At 74.3% G+C, this 634-nt stretch carries 1 protein-coding gene; it reads right to left on the bottom strand.

Features of this window, described 5'->3' with window-relative positions; genetic code table 11:
- Positions 1 to 634 (bottom strand): substrate-binding domain-containing protein (locus KBX53_RS35055; protein WP_210864045.1); only part of this gene is annotated, 634 nt, incomplete at both ends.

The raw sequence follows: 634 nt of genomic DNA, 5'->3' as shown, positions 1-634 counted from the left end.
GTGCCGTGCGGCCCATCTCGGTCATCGGCAGCCGGATGGTGGTGAGGCTGGGTGCGAGGTCGGCGGCCACGGAGACGTCGTCGAAGCCGACCACTGACATCCGCGCGGGCACCGGCACCCGGCGGGACCGCAGTGTGGACAGCACGCCCATGGCCATCACGTCGTTGAGCGCGATGATCGCCGTCGTCTCCGGATGCTCGTTGAGGATCCGCTCGGCGGCGGCGCGCCCACCGTCGCGGGTGAAGGCGCTGTGCACGACGGCGAGGTCGACGGGGGACCGGCCGCGCTGGCGCACTGCCGCCGAGACCCCGGCCAGCCGGTCGGCGACGGTGGTGAGGCCGGCGCTGCCCGCGGCGACCGCGATCCGCCGGTGGCCGAGATCCATCAGGTGCTGGGCAAGGGCGTGGCCACCGGCCTCGTTGTCCGGCAGGACGGCGTCGACGCCGAGCGCGTGTCGGCCGATGGCCGCCGCCCGGCCGCCGTGGTCCTGGAACGCGGCCAGCTCGGCGCGGGCCGCGCTCTCCATCCGTGGGTCGTCGTAGCCGGAACCGCTGATCAGGACGATGCCGACCCGTTGGGCGATCAGGTGGCGCAGCTGGTGCAGCTCGTAGTCGGGGTCGCGGCCGGACTGGCA

Origin of the sequence: Micromonospora sp. M51 (genome assembly GCF_018070305.1) — a bacterium.
GTDB classification, from domain to species: domain Bacteria; phylum Actinomycetota; class Actinomycetes; order Mycobacteriales; family Micromonosporaceae; genus Micromonospora; species Micromonospora parva.
This window is presented reverse-complemented; position numbering and strand designations above follow the sequence as displayed.